Raw genomic sequence first — 23,719 nt, 5'->3', positions numbered from 1 at the left:
TATCCTTATTTTCTCAAATGATCCCAACTCAATTTAGAGTGCACCAGCGGATCCATTCCTTCAGTTCTAGGCAAGTCCATTCTTTCTAAAAAATTTATAAGTTCATTCTCTTCACCTTCAGTCGCAATTTTTTTATAAAATGCCCTCCAGCCCATAATATTAGACAATTGACTAGAATCTCCCAGTTGTACATACCAGTCACTTTCTGCCTTTGTAGGATCGCTGATTCTGTCTCGTCTCGCGGTATCAAAAGCTCCCGTTTCATGTTTGGTTATTCCTTTTAAATAGTATCTGACTTTAGTATAAATTTCAAAATATTTATCCTCATTAGACACGCCCGGAGTTGTACTATGACTTTGTCCCTGCATAATAAATTGCCATGTATGGTCAAGGTTTTTAAATTTTGATCTTCCTATACCGCTTATTTCCCGTTCTTTTACAGATGCTGCAAAATGTTCCAGCGTTACCCAGTCAGAACCTGCCCCCAGTATTTTTGTAGCATAATGAAATGCACCTTCCTGTCCGGCATTATAATTTTTTAACTGATCTTTATTTTCATGTGTAAGTTTGTTGCCAAGCAAAGTAGAAGCCTGTACATCACAGGCTCTGAAAAGCACCAGATTATCAGGAGAAAATAAATTCTGGATAATTTCCAGATTAAAATTATACTGGTGAAAAGGCATCATATCTACTGGCTGATTAGGAAAAACACTAATTAATGCACTTAGGTTATCCCGAATAGAGTAAACAATCTGACTTAATAAATTTGGGTTGTCACGATCCTCCTCATCAAACCAGGTTTCAAGTAACGTTTGTTTGGCTGCAATTAATTTGGCCTTTGTTAAATCAGTTTCATAAAGCGGATTTTCGACTGTTCTAATTAATTCTAAACCAACATGGGCAAGATTTTTAGAGTCTTCATCAAATTCCCCTTTGTTTGCAATTTCTCCGTTAAAAACTTTTTTAAAGAGATTAAGTGACGTTATCAATTCGTACAAAGAACCTCTAATTGCAGAAACAACTCCTTTTGAAAGACCAATATTCTCAATTTTATGTTTGGCCGAATTTAAAATCAATTCCCTGTAAGCCTTAATGTGAGGTAACACATGCAGCTCATATTCCTTTTGAACATTTTCTGTTTTTTTCGATTCAAAGAAATCTTCTTTTACATCTTTTCGTTTAATTTTTTCCTTTCTCCCTTCATCAACTAAACGATCCGTTTTATAACGAAGCCCCGCTTTTAGCATATTTTTATCAAATAATTTTTCTGTTGTACGAGGAAAAATTTCTAAAGGCGAATTCTTAATCATGTTATTCATAATAGGAAAAGCTTGCGAGTGCTCAACAAAAAAATCATGATTAGGACTTCCCATTCCCGTGAGCATCACTTTATTATCTGATTGGGAATAAATTTTATTGTTTTCGGGAGCTTTTTTAATCGAATAACGCTGAATAGGCAAATTGGTTGCTGCACCTTTTGCACCGGATAATATAATAGTGTTATTATGAGAATTTGATTGCATTTGCAATGCTTTTGCACCCATGACATCAGCTTCTTTCTCTAACCCTTTATCATCATTTACGTTCACCTTTCCTTTCATTTGCAAAGTAGGTTTTACGCGTCCTTGCTTTTGCTGAACTACGTGCCAGGCTTCGTGTGCCAAATGTTTTTCCTGACCGGATGCCACATGAATATCCGTTCCCTGAGCATAAGCGTGGGCGTTGAGCTGCGCCGGTTTATCAGAGTTATAATGCACTTTTACATCATCCATAGCATGACCCGAAAGATTTTCGATTCCGGATTTTAAAGTATCGGGCAAACCGGTATTATTTGTTTTTTTTTGCAAAACAGAAATAGAAGAATTGCGATTATCTTGTAGAACTTTTGCTTTATTTTGAATGCTTTTGTCATTCAAACCAGCAATGGATTGCGTTTCACCCTCTTTTATTTGATAATTTGATTGTTCCATGTTTCTAAAATTTCATTATTTATTTTTTAAACCCTGGAATGTTTTACAGCATTAGTTTTGCTTTCACTACCGCTCGAAGAATGAGAACTTGCTGCAACAGAACTTGCTGCAATGCTGCTACTTTCAGCAATAGCTTCCGGATTACTATTTTCTTTTGTTAATTTCCCCTTCCAGTTTAAATCGTCCTCTCTCTTTGCAAAAATGTTTATTCTTAGCATATGCATATCCTTGTCTGTGAGATCTATACTGAATAATTTTTTCCATATTTTTTTTATTAGAATAATTTCTTCATCCGGCTGTTCTGCTTTAGCCCATCGGTCTCGTATTGTCATTAATTCCTTCAGACTGCTTATAAGAGCATCAACAGTCCAGATATGTCTGTGTCCTTCCATATTTTGCTCAATTGTCATTTTATTTACATAGCCCTGCATTATTGTGGCAAAATTTCCTTTTTGAAGTATTGTAAAAAAATGTCCCATTATTTCAGTGTCTACATAAAATATTACGGCTATTTCTACCCCGTTATGACTTTTGGCTTTGTTCATGTTACCTGCAAGATTATCAACCCCTTTGCCTTCAAATTCAGTTTCTTCGTCAGGCCCCGTTTCACCAATAGCTTTATAGATTGATCTTGCGGCGTCACCACATTGATCTTCATTCAATTTCTCAATACTGGATTTTACATTATTAATTGCATCCTTTACAAATTGGTGATCAACTATCGCTTCCAAATTTTCTCCATAAAATCCATTAGCGGTATTAAAGAGGGTGTTTTGTTCAAAATCTCCTTCATCAGGAGGAGAATATTTACCAATAACATCCTGATATTCATTCATTACAGGTTCCCATTCAGGCTTTACATATCTAAATATTTTTCTTTGAATAGTTGCTTTTGAATTATCTAAACTGCTGAATTTTGGCGATTTAGAAATCTTTCTTTGATGAACAGATCCCGGTCGGTTATCAACTAAATATCCATCTTTCTTTTGTATAACAGAACCACTCCGGTTATCTTTCAAATAGTTGACAGATTTATTTGAATAGGAAGCAGATGATAAATTAACAGAAATTGACTGTTGCTTATTTTCTATTGATTTATCATAATATTGCATTAATTACCTCGTCTGAATAAAATTTGCAAAAGCATTTTCATCACTATTACAAAGATCATAATCATTAAACTTATAAAAAGATAATGTGTCAACCTGCTTGTTTAGAAAATTGATTTCATTACCCTGATATCTCGAAATATCAATACCAAATACAGAAAAATTATTTGTTGCAGTTGTAGTCATTCTTAGGCTTTTGTTTAGTTAAAGATTATTGTTGATTTAATTTTTTTAGTATTTCTTGTTTTATTCAGGCAGTAATAAAGTCACATCTACGGGGCTTAAAGCTCCCGAATAATCAATTGCAGAACAAAACGGATTATTTTTAATAAGAGATTTTAAATATTCAAGTTCCCGATCTCGATACGGCAATTCGACTTTTTTTCCTGTAAGGAGTTGTATTAAATAATCATTTTTTATTGGATTATAAGTAAATAACGGCTCACGAATGATATAAAAAATATTCTCCTCATTGATGATAAAATTGTTCTTATAAATAGTCGTTTTTACTTCCTGATGATGCCTTTTTAATAAAAAAATCACATAAGATTCAATTTTATTTAAAAGCTCATCAATCACTTTTTTATCCGATTTAAAAATTAAATAAACACTTTTGGCAGTAATCAAATAACCGTTGACAATAAGTTCTTTATCTTTTATAAAATGATTTAAAGTTATCGCTATTATGGTATTGATATAATCCAAATCAAAATGAGTTTTCCAGTTTCCTAATCGAAGTTCTGCCTTATGATTATAAAAGTGTTTTCTCGCAATTAATTGTACGGGTTTGTCTTCGATTTTTTTCATAACAGCCTTTTTTATTTAATATTAACTTGAACGAAAAACCTGTTAGGTTTCTATGTGTTAAATATTTTTTCACGCAGATTTAGCAGATCGCGCAGATTTTATTCTCATTTTTGTCATCCTGACGAAGGAAGGATCTTCGCAAGTAACTCCGCCACGAGGTTCCAATCTTTGTACGTACTCAACTATGTTTGTTTTAATAAGTGAAACGCTTTTTTTAAGCATACAAAATCTATGTTTCTATGTGTTATTTTTTTTTCACGCAGATTTAGCAGATTTTTTTTTATCATTTTAATCCTTTCGCTTGAAATGACAAACCAGACTCAATTCATTTGCGTCACAGCCAATGTTCTGTTTTCCTTTTTAAATTCGCGTCGTATTCCCTCCATTAAATCCTGATATCCTACAACAGTTTCATTTTTCTGAATGGCAATCAAGGCACAATAGCGCAAAACATTTATAATCGCTCCGCCCGCGAGTTCATATTGTTCAGCGATTTCTTCTAAATCAATATCAGGATCAAGTTTACATTTTCCCGAAAAAGCATTTTCCCACAACAAAAAGCGTTCATCCGGACTTGGCATTGTAAAATGAATCATAGACTGAAAACGTCTTGAAAAAGCCTCATCCATATTTTCTTTTAAATTGGAAGCCAATATCACAACGCCCGGAAAATCCTCAATTCGTTGCAATAAATAACCCGTTTGCTGGTTTGTATGCCTGTCATTGGAAGACGAAGCATTCGTTCTTTTTCCAAAAAGCGCGTCGGCTTCATCAAAAAACAAAATCCAGTCTTTGTGCTGCGCGACATCAAATATTTTCGAAAGATTTTTTTCTGTTTCCCCAATATATTTTGACACAATCATCGAAAGATCAACCCTGTAAACTTCTCTGTCCGTACTTTTTCCCAATAAAGTTGCCGTTAATGTTTTCCCGGTTCCCGGCGGACCATAAAAAAGTGTTCGGTAGCCCGGTTTTATTTTATTTTCCAATCCCCATTCATTCATCAAAGTCGATCCGTATTTTAGCCACGCATCAATTTCCATAACCTGATCCATAACATTTTCTTCAAGAACAAGATCAGACCAATTCATTTTGGTTGCAATTTGCTGAGCGGGAAACGAAACACTATGTTCCAAACTTGGCAATGTACCCGTTAAAAAATATTGCAGCCATCTTTCGTTAATTGAAATTGTATGATTTAAAACAGGAATATTAGATTCCGTAGCTTCCAGAAGCAAAACCTGTTCTTTCGATAAAATATTGGAAGGATGCAAAACATTCAGCATTTCAAGTCTTAATTCAGGATTTACAGCCGTAACCAAAAAAGAAAGCGTTTGACCCGTTGGCAAAAAACCACTGTGAATTTTATTTATAACACCGCCAAATTCCGTAAAACCACGATCGTACATCGCATTTCTGCTAAAAAAAATATCAAGAATCTCCGGTTTTATCTGTGGCGCGATGATTAGCGCGAGACAAAGCCTTTCATAGAGATTTAAATCCCATTCATTTAGTTTTTGATGATACGAACTTTTTTCTAATTCTAAATCTGAATCACTTTCCGGTAACGAAACATCCTGCCATCGATTTTCATGACCTTCCTGAAGCAGATAACTGCAAATAACCTGATCGATTACCTTTTGCAGCCAGTCCATTTCCTGATTTAAAGCCGTTATGTTTGAGTTAGTTTCCATAATTTGTAAACAGTTTTTCAATATCATCCAAATTGGCGTCGACCCATTTAAAATAAAGCAAAGCCGTATTTGGGTTTAACTCACTCGATTGTAACATATCCAGAAAATGTCCCTGTGCATTTTGAAATATCATTTGCGGACTATAATCTGTATCAGAATGAAAATTCGAACCAAAAAAGCTATCCGTCCATTCGCTCGAATTATTGCTTTTATTGACAAAATCACTTATAAAATACGACAGTTTTTCATCTTGCACAGCCAATTTCTTAGCCTTAAAATAAGAGGGTTTTCGTTTTGTTTCGCGATGGTAATAATCGATGTCTTTAGACTGAATTGTTTTTGTACTGTCATGTCCGAAAATATCGACCAAACCAAAATTTTCTACATCACTTACCAGTTCCAGCTCTGCATTTGCTTCACCGGAAATTGCCAGCGTTGTATTTGCCGCCGTTGCACTTTCTGTAACCACATAAAGCTCTCTGAATGTGAACAATGTCTGGGTTAATTTCAGAATTAATTGCTGCTGAATATCGTTCCAGTTCTTAATTTTTACCGTTTCAGGTTCTTCAGCTTTAAAAATAAAACTGCCTTTATGGGCAAAAGCCAATACTTGTTTGCTAAATTCAAATTCGCCGTCAATTGCGCCATGACCGTGCCCGCGACCGGAATAAGGTTTTGAAATTCCGTCGCTAAAACTCCAGTTTGCTGCATTTTGCGCCAAAACGCCACTTACATCTGCGTCATATTCATTAATAATTGCATTGCGAAATAAGTTTCCCAACAGAATAATTTCCCCGTTTTTTATCTGAAAATAATCACCCGGAAACATCGCGTGATTTAAGGGTTTACTGGGTATAAAACCTCCTGTTTTTAAGTAAAATTGCCTGTAAAAATTTTTATAAATACGATTCATAAACTTAAAAATTAATTTTAGATTTCTGATATTAGATTTTAGATTCTTAATCCCGTAATCCTGCAAGGTTTTTTTCAAACCTTGTAGGTTTGAACATATTACTTGTAGACTTTGAACATATTATTTTTATACTTTGAACATATATTATACCTGCAAGGTTTGAAAAAAACCTTGCAGGATAATAGTGTAAAGAACTTTTGTTCAATATTTTAATAATCTAATACAGCTTACGAAGCCAACGCAGCAGCATTTGCCGCAGCCAGCGCAGCCTGCAATGATTTAAGTTCGATCTGGGCTCTGTTTAAATTAACAGTTGCCAGATTTAATTGTCTCGTTGTTTCATCATTAGCTTTATTTGCTTCCTGATAAGCCGCTTTTGCTTCAATATCGGCTTTGTAAATTAAAGCTTGCGCCGAATCATTATCTTCTAAAACCAAAGGTTCCTGCGAATTGCTTTTTCCGGTTAGCGACAAATAAAGATTTAAAGCCTGTTTTTGCTCCAAAGCCGTTGCAGCCTCAGATTCTAAACAAAGCGATTGCGATGCAAAAATCGATTTTAAAGCGATCAGAGTAAGCGCAATAGCATTGTTTGCATCAGTTCCCGCAGCATTTATTTTCGTAATCAAATCATCTGAAATAAGCGGATTTAATGATTTGGTACGAATAACAAGATTGGATAATTTATTGATGATTTCTACCGAATAAATAAGCTTGTTGATCAAAATCGTTACTTCTTTGGCAACTTCTTCGGTATTTTCGTTTGCTAATGTCATTTTCGAAAAAGCAATTTCAGAATTTGCACTTAAATCAAGTGCATTCTGAACAACCTGATCGATCAATTGTTTGTTGCTCAACGATTGCGTTTTGCTGTTTTCAGCATCAAGCAAATAACCCTGATATTTTAATGATTTCTGACTCAGCGACGAAACAACCGTCGTTTGCTGCTGCACAACGGCTTGCGCATCAGCAACTAAAGAAGTTAACAAATCAATATCTGATTTTTTCTTTTCTGTAATTCCGTATCTCTTTGGACTTGAATTTAATAATGTAGTTTCCATATTTTGCGATTTAGCTCGTTAGCATTATTTGTTATTAATTATTGAAAAAGTGAAATGATCTTCGTTTTCCCAATCTGAGATATTGCTGATATACTGCTTTTTATTCGTTTCAGCACCTTTATAAATAGACACAACAACCGGGATATAAGGTTTAGAATCGATCAGCGCATTACCAAAATTATCAGTAGTTGTAGGATCAATTTTTACCTCATAAACCAAACCATCTCTTGTAGACGGAACAGCAACGCTATAATTGCCTGAAGGAATATTTTCTGCCAGTTTTAAGTTGAAGAAAAACGCATGTTTGTTTTTAATTTCAGGCACTTTTTTAGCCAATATTCTTTCCAAAGCCATATTTAATTGACCCTCTTTGTTTTTTGCAATATTCAAACGCAAATCAGTTTCATTGATAACTGCATTATAATTGTTTTCAACATTTTTGAATCTGGAAGTTTCAGCAGCAATTTTATCTTTATCTTTTACAGGATCAAGTTTGCCTATTTCCTCATTAAAAGCTTTTTTCAGCTGAGCAGTTTTCTCATTTATAGAAACTAATTCATTTGTATACTGAATAATTTCATTTTTTATAGTCTGCATTTCTTTTTGTACAACCGAAACTTCTATGCTTTCTTCAAGATTCTCAAGCTGATTGTTGGTAAATGTATCTTCGCTGTGAGAAAGAAACATACATCTGTATTCTGTAATTGCAGCATCGTCTTCGTCAACAGGAAAAGAAATTGAAAACGGTTTTAAAGTTGGCAAATCAGGATTAACATGATCTCTTCTTTCAGGATCTTCCTGAACAGTAATATCCTTAACCGCTTTTAATGTTTTTTGAAGGCTGAAAGTTTCTGACGGAGCCGATAAATAATCATCATACGTATTAATTCCTTTTTTGTATTCATCTGTAAAAACAGTAAAAAGAAAAATCACATATTTTTCTCCCAAAACAACCATTTCATTATCAGAATCCATTAAATCTAAAAGGCCAATAGAGGCAAAACCTTCTCTTTTTAATTTATCAGATGCTGCAGTTGCATCTTCAACAGCTTTAGTATCAGTTGCCAGTTTAGTTTCGGCACTTGTAACCTCAGTTTTTGCATTGCTAACATTTGTAGTTGCAATTTTCAAACTGTCTGCCGCTACTTTTGCAGAATCTATTGCTTTTGTCTCATTCTGTTTCGCACTTTCAAGTTCCTGCTCTAATGATTTTTGAAGGTCTTTAGCTTCAGCTTCCGCTTTTTCAAGTTCTTTATTTTTTGGCTCTTTTTTAAAAGCTTCTGTTGCTGCCGTTGCTTTTTCTTTAGCCGAAGCAACTTCTTTTGTTAATTTTGTGATCTCACTTTTAATGCTCACAATATGCTCATCGGCATCGTTTTTTTCTTTTGTAGCCAATGAAAGCGCCGCATTTACCTGACGAAGATTTTCTTTGGCCAAAGCCAGTTTTTCTTTAGATAATTTTTCGGCGGCAACAGCTTCAAAATACGTATTGTAATTAGAAGCAATGTCATTGCCCGAAGACAAATCAGGTTGAGATGAACTGTTTGCCGGCGCAATAATCTGCACATGCTGAAGCACATTGCCCATCAAATCCTCAGCTGCAGAAGTCGAAAAGATAGACTTTTTACTATCCTTTACCAAAAACAGATTGTAGCTTTTTACCGGATTCTGCAAACCAAGTTCCGGTGTATTAGTACCTTTTTCATCAGTACCAAAAGGAGCTTTGTAATAATCAAAAGCAACATCATAAGAACTCGTCACGTTTTTAGGAACCCTGACTCTTAAATTGTAATTAAGCCTTTTATTATTAAGATTATAAGCCACTTTTGCAGCTTCAAGTTCAACCTTATTCGATTCAATTACACCTTGTGCAGCCTTTGTATTTACGCTTGCAGCAGCTTTGGCATCATTTTCTGTAGCTACAACTGCCGACATATTGGTAAAATCAGTGTTCGCAATTTTAAGCAGGTTATCGATAGAAGTATCAGTTGCTTTTGCTTTATCCTCAACCGTAGACGAGGCTACTTCGGCAATACAGGCAGAAGCTTCCATCGCGTGTTGCGAAGCTACTTCGGCAAGATAAGCAGTTCTGTTCATCAAATTATAAGCCTCAATACTTTGCTGATAAATTTGAGTTCCGTAATCGGCAGCATTAATAATACTAAAAATACTTCCCATATCGCTCGCCAATCTTACGATCGCGTTTGTAGCAATTTGAATATTTGACGCACTAACAGCAAGATTTGATACCGATTGTGAGGTATAACTATTTTGCTGTGTAGACGACATCACAATATTGGTCGAAATATTTTTAGTTTTAACCGCCTGTTCTTTAACCTTCTGCGATTTGTTGTATTTTTTTGTTGCAGAAGCAAGTTTGTCGTTGGCAATAATCTCTGCGCCTTCGGCATAATAAAGTGTAAACATGGAAGAATTTAATTGGGAATCCAATTTTTTCTTACTCATTTCCTGGCTTTCTAATGAAGCCAATACACTGGAATGTAAATTTTCACTGTAGCTGTTCATAATGGTTCTTTTTATTGATTAATTTTTATTTTAAAGACTTAGTATTTTATTGTTGTGTTAAATGTTTTTTCTCGCAGATTAAGCAGATTTTTTTTATGATTGATATTGCCATTGATACTGATATTGATTTTTACTATTGAATTTTGCTATTGAATTTTGCTATTGAATTTTGACATTGATTTTTGATATTTAAAACTTTAATAAGGCCAGTTTACGTGCAACGGTTTCTCCATCCACGGATATTTGATGATCGAGAAAGCAAAAGGCGATCTGTTAATCAAAACATCATACGCTTTTTTGTCGACCGTTAATTCCCAGCGATCTTCCAGTTCTACCAGTAAACCGTCTCTAACGAGCCAGTTACCTCTAAAACCATCAACAGAACAATCGCCAATATCTGTCCAAAACGAAATAGCCGCCTGTATCAAACCGTTTATCAGGATCTTATTTTCTGCCGAAATTTCTATTTCATCAGGAATGGTATGCATAAGCGACAAACCGCATAAAACTTTATTCAGAGGCAAAAAATGCTCTTCCGTTTTTGTTAATCCGGTTACAACATATTGCAGATATTGAGCAGCGCTAATTTGGTTTTCAATAGTTTTAAATTCATTTTCCACCACTAAATTTAACCGCTCAAAAAGCATAACTACGTAACTGTTTAAAATCACGATTCCGGCATTTCGCACTGCAATTCCTTCTGTAAGAGGCTTTTTAGAAGTTGAATTTGTTTTAATCAATTCAATTTTCGAAATCAGTTCCGTTTCTATCGTCTTTTGAATAATTTGCTTTTCACTATTCAGGACTTCCTTAAAACTAAGCTGTAAAGAGGGCGGAAGCTGATACATATATTTCTCAATATCTGCGATGAAATTCTTTTTCAGAACCCCTTTTTTCGTCACCACTTCCCAAATCAGTTCATTCCAGATTTTATCAATCGAAATAAGTCTCCAATTATCATTTATTGCCGCTCTGAGCAATTTTCGTAATAACAGACTCTGCATATCTTTTGGAGCAATTCCGCGTATCGAAATCAATCCGAGTGTATGATGAAAACGCTCCAGGATTTTTAAATACGATTCCCTGTTTTTATCCAAATGACCAATTGCCGCGCACAAATTATTAAACCTGATATTGCGGCTTAACCAGTCTATTTGTGCTTCGGGAATAAATTCTTTTCGGATAATTTCAGAGAACATTTCCGGAAATTTTATGATGATTTCATTCACCAGAACTTCAATTTCAAAAGCTCCCGAAACCGCAAAACCAGTCGGAATTTGTTTCTGGCATACAATGCGCAAACACCAATCGTATTTTTCCTGTTCAGATAAATTTTGTCCCGAAAACAGCAGCTCAATCTGACTTGTTTCTACACTTTTTTCGAGAATTATTTCATCTTCAATTTCAAAATCGTTTGCGTCTTCATCATCAAAATCAGTTTTAATTTCAGAATTATATTCCATAGCATTAAAATATTTTTCGTTGATATTGCTTTGATTTTGAATGTTATAATTGTTTTTTAGATAAACAGAAAACGCTTTTTCAATCAGTTTCTCAAGCAGTATTTCGTTTCCTTTATAAGCGTTGTAGTTTAAAATTGTTTTCCAGAAAATTACATTTAAATCAGTTGTTATTTTGGTTTTTGAAATTGATTTAAATTGTTTTTCAATACTGCTTATTTGTTTTTTAATCCAATTATTTTTGATCGTAATTCCATTCTTCAAAAAATAATGCAAAATGATTTCGCTTTGTTTTTTGTCTTCTTTTCGAAGCGCAATAAATCTCGAATCATTAAAATTGTTGACCAATAAATATGATAATTCGGTTTGCGCTTGCTGCGACGTACTTTCAATCAATAAAGCGAGCTCAACAATATCAATAGAATTGTTATTTTTAAGCTGAACGAGAAAATTCTTTTTAACCGAAACTCCAAATGATTTGATCTTTTTCGACTGCAATAATTTTGTTATAAAATGAAAATAATCGCTGCGTTTTGTATTCGTTACTTTTCCCGATAAACGAAGAATTACAGTTTCAAGAAACAACGACGAATTGTGTTTTGGATGCAGCAGAATTTCCTCAATTCCAAACAGCAATAAATCATCCGTAAGAAGTTCATCCGGCAAATCAAATTTCTCCTTTGCATTTAAAATTTCATACACAATCTGAATCGTTTCAACCAGTTTTGTTTTCTTGTAATTCGTTGTTTTTATAAGCAATTGCAGCAATTCGCGATTTAGAACAAGCGGAATCATTTTCTTTAAAAATTCCTTATTTCCATACGAAAGCATCACTTCAAAAGCCATTTTAGGATGCTGGTAAATATTTTTGATTAGCGATCTTTGCAAATCGACAAAAAAGACACTTTTCGCCCCATTTTTTTGCAATTCGGTTTCTAGTTTTACAACCAGATTTTTAAAGTGAACGGCAGGATAATTTGAACTGTTTCGGTTTATTTCACTTCGGTAAACTGCATTCAAATTCGTATAAACCACAATCGAATTATTGTTTTTTATCGACGCCGGAATTTTGGCACTCGTAAACAATTCCAATAAATATTCAGGATTTAAGTTGTTTCTTTTGCTTAATTCTTTGATACAAAACAAAAGCAGCGCGGCATTATCCGCATTTTTATTTCTGATTAAAAAAGTAATCCCAATTTCCCATAAAACCTTGTTATTTGTTCTTAGTTTAAACGAACTGCTCAGCTTATTCAGGTACGTAATCGTTTCCATATTCAGCGAAGAAGACGTTTTGTCCAGCTTAGAAAAAAGGATTTTTATAGCCGTTTCATCTAAATCCTGAATCAGGGAAATACACGCATTTTCTGATGTTAAAATGCGGTTTACAATGCGATTAAACTTGGTTTTATTCTCATTATTCAGCGCAATAATCAATTCGTTTAAATTGTCTTTTGCAATTTTAGATTTTCTCTCTTTTGCGTTTGTCAATAATTCCTCAAAAACAGTCCAGTAATCCGGTTTTGATTCCGTTTTAAAATTTTGCTTTTTCTGCGCTTCGTATTCGTGCGTCAGTATTTTTAGCGACTCAATAAAATTATTATTCTGAGTTGTTTTATCAGACAGCTTTACAATCGTATTTTCGATCAGCAAAATCAAATCAAAATAAGCAATGTTATAGTGATTTGCCATTTGCAGAATACTGCTTTTCATAAAAGCAAGTTTATTGAAAAGCGTGCCGCGTTCTAAAAGCAAAAAGTTCAGAATAAAAAACCATAGATTCTTTTTGAAACTCGATGCACTCGTTTGAATAATTGTTTCTTTAACCTGCAAATTCACCATAATCGAACTAAATTCAATGATCGAAGCGCTGTTATTGGGTTCAAGAGCTGCAATTATTTTCGTGATATTTTTTTCGTCAAACTGCCACGAAATTCTCTTGCGAACTTCCTGATGTGCAATTCCTTCTTTTTTAATAACGGCAAGAATTTCAGCCACATTATTTTGGAGTAATTCAGACATAATTTGATTTACAGAGACCTCTTTATTTTGATAATTCCAAGGGAAATAACCTTTCAGTAAAAAAACGGTCAGGTTTTCCAGAGTCGATTTTTCTTTGTTATAAACCGTAATCAGATTTTGTTTCTGACTGTTTTGATAAATAATAAGTTCGGCGATTTTTTCGCGCAGTAAATGGCGAATCTTGGCACTCAGATCAAATTCAAGATCGTTGTAATCACACAAACCCAGATCTAATTCTAAAGACTGAATTCTCCAGCTTTGTTCCGTCGGGCAAAGCTCATTAAATATCGAAGCGACTTCTCCGGGCAACGAAATTTTGCTCCACGAACTCAGGCGTTCCTGAAGTCTGTAAGCCTCGTTTTTCTGGTCAAAAGTAGTATTCCACTTTAGGCGCGATACAATATGGCTATTTATTTCTTCCATTTTTTGTGGCTAAAATTGTGGTTAAATTACTAATGAGATTCATCGCTGACTGAACCGGATTTATTTTAAAATCGGTTTCAGCCGTGTTATTTGTTACGTCTTTATATCGCAGACTTTCATGCCATTGCATAAAATTTGGAATGAAAGTATCTAATTCGTCACTGCTTAAAAACAGGCATTCGTAACTTACATTTGCCGGAATACTGATTTTAAGAAACTGTTTTAAACGTTTTTTAAATTCAGGTGTTTTAAAAACCGGAATAAAGTCCGGAAATAAGAGCAAAACACTTTTTGTAAAAACCAAATCGTTTATGGTTGTTGCCTGATTTTCTGACGGAATTGTGATTTTAAACGCATAATTAGAATGAGCTGTTTTTACATAATTGTTTTGATTTTCTATAGGAACAGTTTCTGTTTTAAAAACATATTTAATGTCTGAAACCTGCAAAAATCCTTGCTGTAATTGTGCGTCTAATGTGGTTTCGTCAACCGTATTTAAGGTGTAATTTATATTGGATACCGCCTGAAAACTTATGTTTTGAATGCTGTATACAGCGTGATTTACCTGATTTTCTTTTATTATTTCCAATTCAAATTTGAGCTGATTGAGCAATAAAACCGTTTCCAGAAAAACAATACCGTTTCTTTTTTCTTTAAACCATAATGCTTTTTGAATGGTTTTATACGTTGCTGCATTTGACAAATCCTGAGGATTATCTTTGATCGAATCTAACTGTTCACTTATAAAATTGGTGTATAAATTGCGTAACCCAAAAATCAAATTCAGTTTTAGTTCAAAGCCTGAAAAATCATTAAAATCCTTTTTTCTTAGTTTTTCTTTCTTGTTTATTTTTTCTGATTTGAATATAAAATCGGTGGTATTTTCGTTGATTTCCAGATAATGTTTTTCTTTTATTTCCGGTAAATCCCAATTTCCATCGGCAGTCATTTTTGAGGCGCTTAAAAAATTATATCCTTTTTGTCTGTTGTACGACAACAAGCCCAGATTTTGCAAATACAAACTTTTTAATATAATCTGATCTTTTCGTTTATCGCCCGTATAAACCGTGTCGTCAATAAGCGCATCGACCACATTTGGCGATTCGCCGTGTCTGGCAAGCAAATGATTGAGTATTTTATTTCGTCGTTTCAGGTTTGTATTTTCCTCATCCATGAGTTTCATCAAACCAAATATGTACGGATTGTACGGATCTTGCTGATATTCCTGCCAGCTTTTTTCTTTTAATTCTGCCGCAGATTCGTTGCCATACGTATAATCGAATGTCGTACTGTTTTTTAATAATGGCTGAATATGCGGCACAGTATATAAGGACTGATAAAAATAACTTGGCGCAAACATTTTGTACGGAACGGGATATTCTAAATGCGTTTGCTCGTATTTATCTTTTAAAGCAAAAAAAGTTTCCTCATCTGAAGGAGCACCGCAAAGCGAATTTTTAAAAGAAAATAGTTTAGAAATATTAGCCAATTGCGAAAACTGATTGGCTAATATTTGATCAAACAAGGTTAAATAACCTTTTAATTGTCGTGATTGCCCAACTTGTACGGGTTTTGAGTGATCTTCTAACGTATCAAAACCAATTCCGTATTGCTGCGGAAATGTGTTTTGAATCGAGAAATACGTATTTATATCCCTGAATTTGCTTTTTGGGAGTTTCGAATTGTCTTTTTTGTTTAAAACCGCAGTCGTTTCTTCAAAATTATCAGTGTTGATATTTAACGGACCAAAAGCATCAAATGGCACATCTTTGCCGTTACAGCTCAATATCAGCGTTTTATTTTTGTATGATGTCAGAATATCGATAAACAACATCTGATCTGGCGCTGCCGTAAGAACTGAAACATTTTTTTGTTCCTGAAAAAGCTGTAATCCGGTTATAGAAACAACATTGTTTACAGATTCGATTACGGGAATTAAATCTATGGTTTGTACAGCGTCGTTTTTATCGATTAAATCTTCGGTCAAAATCCAGCCGTTTTTCAACGCCGGACCATCAAAAATTTCAGCAGCAGAATATCCCGATTGTTGTAAGTTTTCGAACCCTTTTTGTGTTATTTTCGGAAATACAAAATTGCGAATACTGTCTTGCAAGGCTAATAAAACAGCGTATTGATTGGTTTCTTTTTCAATTTCTATTTTACCGCTTATTGTGCAGTTTATGGTTGCAAGCGCTATCGGAACATTAAAAGTTTCACCAATATTTCGGCTTTTATTTAAATAATAAAATGCCGATTTACAAATGTTTATGCGATCAAGTGTATCCTCAATATTTGGATTTATGTATACATAAACCTGATATATTTTATTAAAAGGAAAAATATTGCTGGCTTGCGGCACAATAACAACATTGTTTATATTTTCTATTCCGTCGATTACATATTTTTTATAATCGTTGATCGTATATGGCGAAGTAGTCAGGATTTCATTTGGCAGATAAAACTGATTTTCAATTTCAATTTCTCCATCAATATTGGTTAAAATGTCAGGAATACTAAAATCAGTACAATAACCCAATTCTGTAAGCGCATAACAAAACTGATCCAGAATGGTCATTCCGGGATCACTTGGGTTAAAGTTTGTCCATTCGCTTCCTATATGTTTTTGGATATAAGCAATCGCTTCCGTTTTTAGGGAAGTAAAATCCTGATGTAAAGGAAGTTGCTTTTTTGTTATTTGATTGATTGTATCCATTTTAAACGCTAGAAATTGATGTTATGATTTGGTGCTGTTACCAAAAGTGTTGCTTGTCCGTATGCTTTAAGCATTGTTTTATTGGTTTTGCAATCGGTTTGCAATTTGCTTACTGAATTAAAAAAATAGGTCGAAAACGATACATTATTCACTGCACTTACGCCTTCAATAGTTTGTAAAAAAGTGCTTATTTTGGCATCAGTTAAGGGCTGATCGATTTCAATTTGAGGCGATGAACTGCTAATCCAGGGCGATAAATGAATTTTTAAAGCCTGATTTACATTTTTTCGGATAAGTTCTTCCTGATAACCGCTTTCAATTTCGATCTGAGCCGTCACAATGACATATTCCAAATTAAAATTGGAAACATTTATGGTGGTAAAAGGCGATGCATTTTGCTGTAAAAAAAGTTGGATTTCATTTTCAAGACAATTGGTAACCAACGGATTAAAAGCATCTGTTTCGCTTTCTGCCGGAACTTTTTTTGTCAAATACACATTGCAGGTATTTTGATATTGTTTGTTTACGATTTTTAAATAATAGATTTCATTAAAATTTTCGAGTATTAGTTTGTAATAATCCTCGGGTGTAACTGATCTGTTTTTTGTTTTTATGGTGTTGCTGACACGCTGGTTTCTATTGGTTTCGTTTTCTGCAGCTTTCCCTCCAAAAGATGGAAATGGCTGTATAATTGACGCTATCTGCGGTATCGTAATTTGTGGTTTGCTAATAACATTACCATCAATTTGCGGACTTTGTGTGCTTGCTAAAAAGGAAATTCCGGTTCGCTGAGCCGTAAAGCCGTTGGTTTGTAAAAAAGTGGTTTTCGAATACGATTCAGGATCGCCGGAAACTGCAATAGAAATCCAGTTGCTTTCTCCGGGCATGAAATTTTTATTGTTACTGTAATCTGTCGGAATAGGAAGTTCGATAATTCCCGAACATTTAAATTGATTTGTCCCGTCTGATAAAGGTTCAATTTTGTTCCAGCCGTTATTGTTGAGATAAAAATAAGTAACACTTTCGCCGTCTGTTATGGCTGTCGAATTTCTTGCAAGCTGAAAATAAAGGCTTAATATACTATTGCAAATCAATGAATCGAGTTCGATAAACAAGGCTCCTGAATAGTCAAAAGACGGATAAAGCAAGAAACCTCCGCTGGCATTTTCTTTAGAAAATCCGGTAATTGCAGAGTTTAATGTTGTTTGACTGAGTTCGCTGCTGTCAAATGTTTTATAGGTTATAAAGGGCGAATAAATAAAATATTGAAACGGATAATCGGTAGCCGAGTTATCGAGTTTATAGGTTACACTTGCGTCATAATCTGCTGTAAAAGTTTTGATTTTGGGTGCAAAAGGCAAATTGGCAGCGGCTACAAATTTGTCTACTTTTCCACCTTTTGCCATACTAATAAGGTTTCCGTTTTGCAGCGCAATATCTGCCACAATATTAGGATATAATTCTGAACCAAAACCGTATTCAGGACCTGTCAAACTCATTTTTACAAAACCAGATGAACTGGTATCGGTAAATTTTAAAGGCTGATTCTGAATATTTGGATCTGGTTGCATTCCCGGAATTGGTCCGGGCGTGGTTGCGTCATCTGCAATTTTAAGATTTGAAATGGAAATATACGAGCTCACACTTGTGCTTGTAAAAGGCACTTTTGGATCTCCTTTTTCGGGATCAAATAAAAATATCGGATTGCAATTGTCTTCTTTCGGAACAAAAACAATCTCTGATAATTCGATTTCTGTTTTGCACATTTTTAAATCCTGCCATTTTTTATTTTGAAGCAAATTAAAATTAATGGTAAAACTCGCATTGCTAAACGGTACTTTCGAATCTGGTAAATCTGGTTTTTTATGTCTTATACTGCTAAGCAATCTCGCCAGACTTTTTCGTTGTTTGGTATCTGTTGGCGTATTTAGAATTTTTAAATACGCGTTGTATGCGGCATAATATGTTTCAAAATCTGAAGGGCGTTTATCCCAGTTAATTTCTACACAAAAACTGTCGAGCGGTTTACTGAATATTTCATTGTTTCCGATTATAAAATTGGAATTTACTAACGGAATTGGTCCAAAAGGAGGAAAGGGATTCTTGGTATTAAGTTCTCCAAAATCATTATACAACTGAAAAGTTTTGACATCTAATACTTTTACGTCAATGGTTATCGATGTTATTTTAGGCGGATTAACAGGATTTGCAATGGTTTGAAACATAATTTTAAACATTGGAAAATCACATTTTAATCCATCCGGATTAATCAAAAAAGGCTCGATCGCAATATCAGTTGGCGCAAGAGTAATTGTAATCGTTGCAGTTGTATTCGCCGAAGAATTATTTGTCTGAATTTTTAACTGATTTGGCTGGAGATTAAGCCAGCTTTTTTGTGTACTTAAATAATAAGTTGCGCTTTGTAACAGGCTTATATCTACCGTAGTATTAAATTCAAGACGTAAGGTAATAGTACGTTTTCCTTCGCGCAGCAGCAAAATTGGCGATGCAAACGAAATCCCGATTTGGGTAACATTTTTTTCTGGATTTACAGGAAGATTTACATCAGGATTTAATTCTCCAAAAGTAGACCAGCCCATTATTTTATTATTAGGATCTTTTTGAATCGTGGTTGGTTTTGCAATTGTTTGCAGACTAAATGACGGCGTATTAAACTGATTTTGATAGGAAAGTGTTTGCACGCTTTTAATAACCGCCGGATTTAAATTGACGTTTTGCTGAGATGCAAATAATATTGGATTTTTTTGTGCATCGACCCCGGCATTAAATAAGGTGCCTTGGGGCAAAGTGAAGACGGTATCATTTTTTGCCAGTGTCGAGCACAGAAAAACAGTGTCTGCAAAGGCAGGTAATTCTGTTTGTTTTAAGATTTCGGTATAATAAAAATCAAGGTGTTTTTGCGAAATACCGTTTAACTGTTCTTGCTGTGCTTTTAGCGCATGAACAAAGGAGCGCAAAAGCGTTGTATCCGGAAATTTACTTTTTTTATGACTTAGTTTTTTAAACTCATTTACGGCGTGGTGAATTATTATTTCTAAAAAATTAAACAATCGATCGCCAATTGTGGTTAAAATATTTAGACAAACAGTGGTTGATTTGTTTATTGCAGTAAAAATATCCTGTTCGGTTTCGAAACCAAAAATTTGCCAAAAAGGTCTTTTGTCTTTATTAATGCTCCAAAGAAGATTATCAAAAGAAAGAATTTCATGATACGAAATGCCTGCCATAAATAATCCTTTTGCTGACAAATTGTATAAGTATTGTCGAAACGCCTGAATCGCCCAGAAATCGATGCTTAATTTTGTTTTTACTTCGTGAATGATATAATTTTTAAGATCATACATTTCGTTGTCAATCTGCATATAATGCGTCCAGCGTTCTATAATTTTATAGATAGCAGTAAGGTGATCAAACAATTTATCTAAGGCATTGGCACTTAGGTTTGCGGTGTCCGGCTGTTGCGAAAGTTTTTGAATTTCGGCACAGCTGGTTTTATAAGTGGCGTGCAGGTTTTTATAATTTGTTTTGGATATGGAAGCCATTAAAAAAACGGGATCTTTTAGCAAAAACGGATTCCAGTTTCCTTCAATAGTATTTTTATCGTTGTAAAAATTGATCAGTTTGCTAAACTCCGTCAAAAAGTACAGCCAGTCGAGCTCTTTTCTTCCGTCAATTAAATGAGCAGAAGGAACGAGTGACTCGTTGAGTGAGTTTATGGCACTATTTTGATCAATTACAATCATTATTTTCGGGGTAAATTGGTTCCTTCTTTTAAATGAAAAGGATATACATAATTATGTCTTGTGTTTGTTTGCGAATAGATATAAGAAATCATGATTTGTATTACGCCGTTTTGCGTATCTGTTGCTATCACTTTTACATCCTGAACCAGTATTCTGGGTTCGTAGCGTAAGAGCGAGAACTTAATGGTTTCTATAATTTCGCCTTTTAGTGTATTGTCAATTTTTTTAAACATAAACTGTTGTAAACCAGAACCAAAATTGGATTCAAGTGTACGTTCGCCTTTGCGGGTATTGAGAATAATATGTATGGATTCGTTTATATTACTCGCATTTGCCGACATATTAAGCTGTGAATTTCCCGCAGAAAATGACACAGGAAATGACCATCCTGAACCTAAAAAGGCGTTTTCTTTATTGTTTGCTTTTTTATCCACCTATCATAACATTAAATGCTCCCAGAAGTATTGAGCCTCCGTGAGCGGTTTGATCTCCCATTCTTGCGGCGGGAACTCCGCCTATCATAACCGTTGCCGATCCTTTTATTATAGAATCCGGCGGGCCTACACAAACCAGCATATCGCCAACTCTGGCTGCCGGTAATCCTGCTATTATAACCGTTGGTTCTCCGGCACCCACTATTGGTCCGCCAACATGCGGAATGGGCGGTACTGCGGGAGTTACCATTGGACATTCGTGAAAATCTGTTAGTCTTGCTGCTGGAGGCATATTTTTTAATTTTTAATTAATCATTACCATTGCGCCTTTCAGCGTTAATTCCATTCCGCCGGAAACTTGCGCCATTTGTCCGCCTTGTGCAGAATATTGCATATCTGCATTTTCTTTGATGTTCATTCCTTTTATTCCGACATCGCCGGCGCTTGCCTCAATCGAAACGCCTTGTGTTCCTTTTATTGTGACTGTTTCCTGTGCCGAAATCGTGATACTTTTTTGGCTTGACATATCAATTCCGCTTTGTGACATGACGATACTATTTTGATTTTCATCTTTTATGGTAATTTGTTTGTCTTTATCGCTTATAATGATGGTGTTTTTACCTGGCGTTGCAACGGTCCAGATTTTATTTTCATCATCAAACTGAACGGAGATTCCGGATTTTGAAACGATCGCTTTTATGGTATTTTTTTCGTTTGGATCTAATCCTGTAAATGGTTTTATTTTTGATGAGCTGTACAAACTTCCAAGTATTACCGGAAAACGCGGATCTTCATTTAGAAATCCCAAAATAACTTCGTCTCCAACTTCGGGTAAAAAAAAGCAACCTGCTCCGCTGGTCGAATAAAAATTAGAAAGTCTTGCCCAGATTCCTGCGCCATTGGCATCAAATAAAGGAACTTCGACCAGAATTCGGTATTGCGAATCAGGATCGTTGTACATTTGTTTTACAGTTCCGTTAAAAAGTCCTCTTGCCCCGGGAATTAATCCTGAAGCGGGCGGCGACATCACATCGGGTTCTTCGGTAAACCAAAAAGGCGAAAGTCCTAATGTCACTTCTGAAACCCAGTTTCCCAGCGATAAATCGTGCACAACTCCGCCTATTAAATAATCTCCGTTAAAGCGATCGCCAACACCATTAAATGTCATGTATTTTCCAGGATCGACTAAGCTTGTTCCCTGAAATTTTGCTTCGCCTGTAATTTTAGAATATTCACTTTTAATGATTTGTGCTTTTGACCAATTGGTTAAATCGGCGGTTTCTAAAGGTGCCGAAGTTTGTAACTCAAATGCCGAAAGCCCGATTACATCAGAAAGTTTTTTAGATGATAAATTTCCTGCTCCGGCTACATTTGGCGTTGCAGAACTATTGACCAAAGCCTGCGTTTTATAATCCCAGGTATTTGATGTTACGTTGCCTAATTGCGTTGTGGCATTAAGTCTGGCATTAAATTCAAGCAGATTATCGCCGTATAATACGGTAAGTACAGAAGTTGTGCTTTTATCGGGCGCTTGTACGGTAACTTTTCCGTTTATGGTGGTTACGATTAAGCCGTTTGCTTCGGCAAGAGACAAAATATAATCCCAATCGGTTACATAATATTGTACTTGTTCCGGCCATTGTGTTGTTGTTGCGGCAACATCTGATGTTAATCCGGAATACGTTCCTATAATTGATGTAATAATATCGCTGTCTTTTTTATTGGAATATGTAAGGCTTTTGCGTCCTACAATCATTTTTACGGCTGCATCACGGCATTCAATTTCTAAGGCAGAGCCTAATATGGAGTCAATTCTAATTTCCTGACTCATAATAATTCCCTGAAAAATAGTCACGTTTACAGCATCATAACCTGCTTTTATATTTACGGTGGCGCCGGGAACAAAAGTAGCCGAGGAACTTGCAACAAACTTGCCTGTATTGGCTTCTCCGTCGAGAATTATAATTTTTGCAATCGAAATTCGGTTTACTTTTTTTTCGACATGAATAGAGTAAACAGGATAGGTATCTTCTATCGCATTTCCATCAACGAGGATTGAATAGGTGACAACTCCGCCACTTTTTATTTCGGTTGAAGTGCTCATTAATTTGCTGTATTTACAGGAGGAAATATTAGTTTGCTGATACCGTTTAGGTTTCTGAATTTGTTTAAGCCGTTAAATTCTGCCACTTGTATGTATAGAGAATCGTCGTTCCAGGTTTGTAAGCAAAGCTGAGGCAGGGACATTCCTTCAGAAACAGTGACAATATGCGTAAGATCCGGCGATTCCGGAGCGTCTTGCATGGTCACTGTTTTTGGAGAAATATACTGGCTGAATGACAATGATATTTTGGCTCGTAAAGGGCTTCCGTCTGGTTTAAACAGGGTGTAAGAGACATCGATAGATTCCAGAACTCCATTAAATGTAATATTCTGTCCCCATTGTATTTTTACAAAATTCGGACGGTGAATTTTACCGTTATATGTGTAAATAATCGTTTCTAAAGCGGTTATTTCTTTGTTCATATCGATACGTTTCGAATCTACGACGCCGGTACAGTCAATAACCATTTCAAAAGTTAGTTTATCACTTGGGGTACTTTTATATTTTTGTGATGCCGAGCTTGTTGCTGGAGCCTGCTGTTCATTGTATTCAATGCTTTTTTGCATTTTGATGGTGTCAGGGTTTATCATGAAGGCATACGGATCTCCTGAGAATTTATTTTGAAAATCCTCATCTGTGTATCCTGTTATTTTCATTGGTTCCAGACTTGCCATTTTTTTTTATTTTTTATTAATGGGGTAATTAATTACGCTGATGAGACG

Annotated in this window: 15 protein-coding genes; all 15 read right to left on the bottom strand. The window is 35.0% G+C overall.

Annotated elements, in window-relative coordinates; translation table 11 throughout:
* Positions 1 to 5: 5 nt before the first annotated feature.
* The 15 genes from OLM54_RS07050 to OLM54_RS06980 all read right to left on the bottom strand — a co-directional run bounded on the left by OLM54_RS07050 (position 6) and on the right by OLM54_RS06980 (position 23,671).
* On the bottom strand, positions 6 to 1,970 hold the full coding sequence (locus OLM54_RS07050; RefSeq protein WP_264537885.1) for a DUF4157 domain-containing protein: 1,965 nt from the start codon (positions 1,968 to 1,970) through the stop codon (positions 6 to 8).
* A 26-nt stretch (positions 1,971 to 1,996) separates the two neighbouring features.
* The gene (locus tag OLM54_RS07045) at positions 1,997 to 2,989 is read right to left on the bottom strand and encodes a hypothetical protein (RefSeq protein ID WP_264537884.1); all 993 of its coding nucleotides are present in this window, start codon (positions 2,987 to 2,989) and stop codon (positions 1,997 to 1,999) included.
* A gap of 96 nt (positions 2,990 to 3,085) precedes the next feature.
* Positions 3,086 to 3,265 (bottom strand): hypothetical protein, encoded by a 180-nt coding sequence (locus OLM54_RS07040; RefSeq protein ID WP_264537883.1) that lies wholly within the window; start codon positions 3,263 to 3,265, stop codon positions 3,086 to 3,088.
* A 60-nt stretch (positions 3,266 to 3,325) separates the two neighbouring features.
* Positions 3,326 to 3,886 (bottom strand): hypothetical protein, encoded by a 561-nt coding sequence (locus tag OLM54_RS07035; RefSeq protein WP_264537882.1) that lies wholly within the window; start codon positions 3,884 to 3,886, stop codon positions 3,326 to 3,328.
* Positions 3,887 to 4,206: 320 nt separating this feature from the next.
* Positions 4,207 to 5,580 carry an ATP-binding protein gene (locus OLM54_RS07030; RefSeq protein WP_264537881.1) on the bottom strand — a complete coding sequence of 458 codons (1,374 nt, stop codon included), beginning with the start codon at positions 5,578 to 5,580 and terminating at the stop codon, positions 4,207 to 4,209.
* Positions 5,570 to 6,493 (bottom strand): hypothetical protein, encoded by a 924-nt coding sequence (locus tag OLM54_RS07025; protein ID WP_264537880.1) that lies wholly within the window; start codon positions 6,491 to 6,493, stop codon positions 5,570 to 5,572. The genes OLM54_RS07030 and OLM54_RS07025 overlap by 11 nt, the downstream gene beginning before the upstream one ends.
* Before the next feature lie 227 nt (positions 6,494 to 6,720).
* Positions 6,721 to 7,551 carry a hypothetical protein gene (locus OLM54_RS07020; RefSeq protein WP_264537879.1) on the bottom strand — a complete coding sequence of 277 codons (831 nt, stop codon included), beginning with the start codon at positions 7,549 to 7,551 and terminating at the stop codon, positions 6,721 to 6,723.
* Between the two features lie 24 nt (positions 7,552 to 7,575).
* Positions 7,576 to 10,077, bottom strand: a complete 2,502-nt coding sequence (locus OLM54_RS07015) for a hypothetical protein (RefSeq protein WP_264537878.1) — start codon at positions 10,075 to 10,077, stop codon at positions 7,576 to 7,578.
* A gap of 197 nt (positions 10,078 to 10,274) precedes the next feature.
* Positions 10,275 to 13,982 (bottom strand): contractile injection system tape measure protein, encoded by a 3,708-nt coding sequence (locus tag OLM54_RS07010; protein ID WP_264537877.1) that lies wholly within the window; start codon positions 13,980 to 13,982, stop codon positions 10,275 to 10,277.
* The gene (locus OLM54_RS07005; RefSeq protein ID WP_264537876.1) at positions 13,966 to 16,695 is read right to left on the bottom strand and encodes a hypothetical protein; all 2,730 of its coding nucleotides are present in this window, start codon (positions 16,693 to 16,695) and stop codon (positions 13,966 to 13,968) included. Before OLM54_RS07005 ends, OLM54_RS07010 begins: the two co-directional genes overlap by 17 nt.
* A gap of 8 nt (positions 16,696 to 16,703) precedes the next feature.
* The gene (locus tag OLM54_RS07000) at positions 16,704 to 20,459 is read right to left on the bottom strand and encodes a hypothetical protein (RefSeq protein ID WP_264537875.1); all 3,756 of its coding nucleotides are present in this window, start codon (positions 20,457 to 20,459) and stop codon (positions 16,704 to 16,706) included.
* A complete protein-coding gene (locus OLM54_RS06995) occupies positions 20,459 to 20,893 on the bottom strand; it encodes a GPW/gp25 family protein (RefSeq protein ID WP_264537874.1) in 435 nt (144 codons plus the stop codon). Before OLM54_RS06995 ends, OLM54_RS07000 begins: the two co-directional genes overlap by 1 nt.
* Positions 20,886 to 21,185 (bottom strand): PAAR domain-containing protein, encoded by a 300-nt coding sequence (locus OLM54_RS06990; protein ID WP_264537873.1) that lies wholly within the window; start codon positions 21,183 to 21,185, stop codon positions 20,886 to 20,888. The genes OLM54_RS06995 and OLM54_RS06990 overlap by 8 nt, the downstream gene beginning before the upstream one ends.
* A gap of 12 nt (positions 21,186 to 21,197) precedes the next feature.
* The gene (vgrG, locus tag OLM54_RS06985; protein ID WP_264537872.1) at positions 21,198 to 22,997 is read right to left on the bottom strand and encodes a type VI secretion system tip protein VgrG; all 1,800 of its coding nucleotides are present in this window, start codon (positions 22,995 to 22,997) and stop codon (positions 21,198 to 21,200) included.
* Complete coding sequence (locus OLM54_RS06980) at positions 22,997 to 23,671, bottom strand: hypothetical protein (protein ID WP_264537871.1); 675 nt, start codon at positions 23,669 to 23,671, stop codon at positions 22,997 to 22,999. Before OLM54_RS06980 ends, vgrG begins: the two co-directional genes overlap by 1 nt.
* Positions 23,672 to 23,719: the final 48 nt, after the last annotated feature.

It is taken from the genome of Flavobacterium sp. N1736, from assembly GCF_025947065.1.
In the GTDB taxonomy this organism is placed as follows: domain Bacteria; phylum Bacteroidota; class Bacteroidia; order Flavobacteriales; family Flavobacteriaceae; genus Flavobacterium.
This window is presented reverse-complemented; position numbering and strand designations above follow the sequence as displayed.